The following is a 4,861-nucleotide window of genomic DNA, read 5'->3' on the forward strand; positions in this document are numbered from 1 at the left end:
CCGGGCGACGACGGGAGTTCGACGACAGGCCCTAGACCAGGGCGTCGAGGGCGGCGGCGGCGAAGCCGTGGTCCTGGTCGGGGGCGCCGCCGCCGACGCCGATCGCCCCGATGAGCCAGCCGTCGCGGTGGACGGGCAGGCCGCCCGCGATGAAGAGCAGCGGCCGGTCGAGTGCGGTGGGCAGGGTGTGGAAGAGCCCGCCGGGCCGGACGGCGTCGACGAGGTCGGCGGTGGGGGCGTCGAGCTGGAGGGCGGTGAAGGCCTTGCGGGTGCTGGTCTCGCCGGAGATCAGCACGGCCCGGTCGTCGCGTCGGAAGGCCAGCAGGTGGCCTCCCGCGTCCAGGACGGTGACGCTGACCGTGACCCCGGCCGCTTCGGCGGCGGTACGGACAGCGGCGACGAGCAGGTCGGCGTCGGCGCTGGTCAGGGGGGTGACGGTGGTGCGGGCGGTGGTGGTGGCTGACATGCGGGGCTCCTGCGGTGTGGGAGGTGGGGAAGGGGAGGTGGGGGACGGAGGTGGGGACGGTCAGTGGTGGGCGGGCTGCGGTGCGGGCGCGGGCGTCGGGACTCCGGCGACGACGCGGCCGGTTCCCGCCGGGTCGCGGCGTCCCGTACGGCGTTCCAGGGCCCCGGAGACGACGGCGAGGACGAGCGCGGAGGCGGCGAGGGCGGCGCCGACCCAGTTCGGCGCGGTCCAGCCCAGGCCGGCGGCGATCACGATCCCGCCGAGCCAGGCGGCGAGGGCGTTGCCCAGGTTGAAGGCGCCGATGTTGACGGCGGAGGCCAGGGTGGGGGCGCCCGCGGCCTGGTCGAGGACCCGCTTCTGCAGCGGGGGCACGGTCGCGAAGCCGAGGGCGCCGATGAGGACGATGGTGATCGCGGCGCCGGCCTTGGTGTGGGCGGTGAGCGTGAAGACGGCCAGTACGAGGGCCAGCGCGCCGAGGGACACGTACAGCATCGGCATCAGCGCGCGGTCGGCGAACCGGCCTCCGACGAGGTTGCCGGCGACCATGCCGAGGCCGAAGAGGACGAGCAGCCAGGTGACGGAGGTGTCGGCGAAACCGGCGACGTCGGTCATCATCGGGGTGATGTAGGTGATGGCGGCGAAGACGCCGCCGAAGCCGAGGACGGTCATCGCCATGGCGAGCAGGACCTGCACGTTGCGGAACGCGGCGATTTCGTGGCGGATCCGTACGCCCTCGGGGCGCGGCAGGTCGGGGACCAGTCGCGCGATGCCGAGGAGTCCGAGCACGCCGAGGGCGGCGACGATCAGGAAGGTGACGCGCCAGCCGAGGCTCTGTCCGACGAGGGTGCCCAGGGGGACGCCGACGACGTTGGCGACGGTCAGGCCGGTGAACATCATGGCGATGGCGCCGGCCTTCTTCTCGGGGGCGACGAGTCCGGCGGCGACGACCGAGCCGATCCCGAAGAAGGCGCCGTGGGCCAGGGACGCGACCACCCGCCCGGCGAGCATGAGGCCGAAGGTCGGGGCGAGCGCGGAGAGCACGTTGCCCACGATGAAGAGGCCCATCAGCAGCATGAGCATGCGCTTGCGGGGGACGCGGGTGCCGAGGACGGTCATCAGCGGGGCGCCGAGGACGACGCCGAGGGCGTAGCCGGTGACCAGCAGGCCGGCGGTGGGGATCGATACGCCGTAGCCGGCGGCGACCTCGGGGAGCAGGCCCATGATCACGAATTCGGTGGTGCCGATCCCGAAGGCCCCGATGGCGAGGGCGAGGAGCGCGAGAGGCATGAGGGAGGTGCCCTTCAGGGTTCGAGTGAGGGGTGGGGACGGGGGTGAGGTGTCCGGCCCGGGCGGGCGGAGGAACGGCGGCACATCATGCGTTCGCCGTTTGCCTTCGTCCACATTAATTGCAGACGCGGGATATTTGCAAGCGCGGGCTATTGCGCAAGTGGCCTATCCTGGCGGTACGCGTCGGCGTCGTAGGGCGACGCCACCGGCAATCGACGGAGGAGCCATGAAGGCCACTGGCAGCGCGCTGACCGCCCTCGCACAGGGCTGGTGCGCCCTCTCCCTCCTCCACGGCCGCATCGAGGCCCACATCGAGCGCGCGCTCCAGTCGGGCCACGGGCTGAGCGTGCGCGAGTACTCGTTGCTGGACGTGCTCAGCAGGCAGCACAGCGGCCCGGGCGGACACCTGCGGATGCACCAGGTCGCGGACTCGGTGGTGCTGAGCCAGAGCGCGACGACCCGCCTGGTCAGCCGACTGGAGGACCGGGGCCTGCTGAACCGCTACATCTGCGACACCGACCGCCGCGGCATCTACACCGATGTCAGTGAAGCGGGCCTGATCCTCCTGTCCCAGGCCCGCCCGACCAACGACGCGGCCCTCCGCGAGGCCCTGGACGAAGCGTCGGGCAGCCCCGAACTGGCGCCCCTGGTCAAGGTGATCGAGGCGACGGGCTCGACCCGCGCGTAGCGGCACCCACCCCCCGGGTGGCTTCCGCTCGGCCCGCGCCGGGCGGCCAACCCCGTTGCCACCGGGCCGGATCCGTACCGTCACCACGGACCGGGGCTTTCAACCGTCGCTCCGCACAGGCAAGTTCACAGCGGATCAGCCGAACAACATTCGGTCGATCACCTGCCCCCGAGCCTGCGGCCGGGGATAGCCTCTCCCCCGGATGCCGCACGACCACGATCTCCAGGGGGAATCCGCCATGGGCAACACCGACGCAGGCACGCACTCGGGATTCACGGCCGAGGAACGCGCCGCGATGAAGGACCACGCGCAGGAGCTGAAGACGGAGGCGCGCCGCAGATCGCACGCGGACAAGGCGGCGGAGGCGGAACGGGACGTACTCGCGAAGATCGCCGAGATGCGGGATCCGGACCGGGTCATGGCGGAGCGCGTCCACGCCGTGGTCGCCGCCGCCGCCCCGGAGCTCGCACCGAAACTCTGGTACGGGATGCCCGCCTACGCCCTCGACGGCAAGATCGTCTGCTTCTTCCAGAGCGCGGAGAAGTTCAAGGCGCGCTACGCGACGCTCGGATTCAGCGACCTGGCCAAGCTGGACGAGGGCGCCATGTGGGCTGCCGGCTTCGCCCTGAGCGAGGTGACGCCCGAGGTGGAGACCCGGATCGCCGCGCTCGTCAAGCAGGCCGTCGGCTAGTACCGCCGCCCACGGTGGAACAACACCGCCCCGCGTCCCCGCCGAGCAGCCGGGACGCGGGGCGGTGTGGTGCGGCCGTCAGGTCGCCGGTGTGCTCGGCGTGGCCGAGGGGGTACCGCCCGAGGGAGCCGCCGTGGACGGCGGGGCGGAGTTCGCCGGTTTGGTGGACGGTGCCCGCTGCGGCGTCGGACTGGAGCTGGGGCCCCCGGTACCGCTCGGTGGGGTCCGGTACGGGAGGGGCTGCCCGGAGGGAGTCGCCGAGGGCGACGGCACCGCGCCGGGCTGGGAGGACACCGACGGTCGGCTCGGGGTCGGCGTCGGGGTCGGCGTCGGCGTCGGCGTCGGGCCGGGGCTCGGCGAGGTCAGCTCGGGCGGCGCGGCGGGCGGCACCGGCCGCGGCGCCACCGATTCCGTTCCGAGCACGAGGTAACCGGCCAGGGCTGCCGCGGCCAACCCGGAAAACCCCGCGAAGGCCCGGACCGAACGCCGTCGCCACAGCGCGCGCACCGACAGCCGCCTCAGGTGCGGGCCCGGCGGATCGGCCGGCCGGAGCCCGATGACGGTCACTTCGTCCGCCCGCGCGGCCAGGGCCTTCCGCAGTCGGTACTCCACGGGGCGTTCGCCGTCGTGCTGCTCCCTGCCCGTCATACCCGGCCCTCCAGAATCCTCTCCAGCGCGTCCAGGCCGCGGCTGGCGTTCGACTTCACCGCTCCCCGGCTGATGCCGAGGGTGGTGGCGATCTCCGCCTCGCTCAGATCGGCCCAGTAGCGCAGCACCAGCACCTGGCGGCGGCGCGGGGACAGCCCGCGGAGGGCGGCGAGCACCTCCCGGTGTGCCTCGCCCAGCACGACCGAGGCCTCCGCCGAGGGCATGTCCGCCGTCACCGGCGGCACCCAGGCCCGGGCGGTGCGCCGCCGGCGCAGCACGGAGCGCGAGGTGTTCACCACCGAGGTGCGCAGGTAGCCCAGCGCGTTGTCCACCTCCGTGATCTGTTCTCCGTACCGGCGGTACAGGGCGGTGAAGGCGTCCTGGACCACGTCCTCGGCGGTGGCGACGTCGTCCACGAGGAGCACCGCCAGGCGGACCATGCCCAGCCGGTGCGCGTGGTACAGCTCGCTGACGGTGGGGCGGGGCGGTGGCCCGTCCGCGCCGTGCGTCCCGTCGTCGTCGAAGGTTCGGGCGTGGCCGTACGTGTACGCGTACGGGCGCGTCCCGGGACCGGCCGGCGGGGCGGAACGGTCGCTGCGCGAGAGCCACCACCACAAGCCCCGCCACGCCCGGGCGAAGCCGGGCATGAGGGGGCTGACGGTTGGTGCGAGGTCGAGCACGTGGATCCTCAGTTGGCGGCGCGGCGCCGCACGGCGTACAGGGCTCCGCCACCGACGGCGACGAGCCCGGCCGCTCCCGCGCCGAGGGCGACGGTGGTCGCCGAGGAGCCAGTATGCGCCAGCTCGGATCCGCCGGGGGCGGCGGAGGGCGTCGCGGTCGGCGCGGCACCGGGGGTGGTCGGCTTCGCGCTGCCCGGCGCGCTGACGCTCGGGCTCGGCTTCGGGCTCGTCGGGGCGGTCGGCTTGGCACTCGCGGGAACGCTGGCGGACGGGGTCGGCTTGGCACTCGCGGGAACGCTGGCGGACGGGGTCGGCTTCGCGGGGGCGGTCGCGGTCGGGCTCGGCACGGAGCTGGGCGCTGCGCTCGGGGTCGCACTGGCGGTGGGAACCGGAGCGCCGGC

6 protein-coding genes and 1 pseudogene are annotated in these 4,861 nt (G+C 73.8%); 4 read left to right on the top strand and 3 right to left on the bottom strand.

The features are described 5' to 3' along the window. Positions 1–31: 31 nt before the first annotated feature. Together NOD94_RS40185 and NOD94_RS40190 are read right to left on the bottom strand one after the other, a co-directional pair. A complete protein-coding gene (locus NOD94_RS40185; protein ID WP_281211194.1) occupies positions 32–466 on the bottom strand; it encodes a heme-binding protein in 435 nt (144 codons plus the stop codon). A gap of 60 nt (positions 467–526) precedes the next feature. Then, the gene (locus tag NOD94_RS40190) at positions 527–1,753 is read right to left on the bottom strand and encodes an MFS transporter (protein WP_281211195.1); all 1,227 of its coding nucleotides are present in this window, start codon (positions 1,751–1,753) and stop codon (positions 527–529) included. Between the two features lie 226 nt (positions 1,754–1,979). On the opposite strand from NOD94_RS40190, the gene NOD94_RS40195 reads away from it, so the two are divergent. From NOD94_RS40195 to NOD94_RS40205, 3 genes are all read left to right on the top strand, one after another. Beyond that, positions 1,980–2,441 (top strand): MarR family transcriptional regulator, encoded by a 462-nt coding sequence (locus NOD94_RS40195; RefSeq protein WP_281211196.1) that lies wholly within the window; start codon positions 1,980–1,982, stop codon positions 2,439–2,441. Between the two features lie 238 nt (positions 2,442–2,679). After that, positions 2,680–3,132 (top strand): hypothetical protein, encoded by a 453-nt coding sequence (locus NOD94_RS40200; protein WP_281211199.1) that lies wholly within the window; start codon positions 2,680–2,682, stop codon positions 3,130–3,132. 100 nt (positions 3,133–3,232) lie between these two features. Further along, entirely contained in the window at positions 3,233–3,562 is a 330-nt protein-coding gene (locus tag NOD94_RS40205; RefSeq protein WP_281211197.1) for a hypothetical protein, read from the top strand. Between the two features lie 214 nt (positions 3,563–3,776). Here NOD94_RS40205 and NOD94_RS40210 read toward each other — a convergent pair whose 3' ends face one another. Beyond that, positions 3,777–4,460 carry a SigE family RNA polymerase sigma factor gene (locus tag NOD94_RS40210; protein ID WP_281211198.1) on the bottom strand — a complete coding sequence of 228 codons (684 nt, stop codon included), beginning with the start codon at positions 4,458–4,460 and terminating at the stop codon, positions 3,777–3,779. Between NOD94_RS40210 and NOD94_RS40215 the strand changes: the two are divergent. Beyond that, positions 4,461–4,861 (top strand): annotated as a pseudogene (locus NOD94_RS40215) (hypothetical protein); the annotation flags it as partial. It lies immediately after the preceding gene.

Origin of the sequence: Streptomyces sp. Isolate_45 (assembly GCF_024721315.2) — a bacterium.
GTDB lineage: Bacteria > Actinomycetota > Actinomycetes > Streptomycetales > Streptomycetaceae > Streptomyces.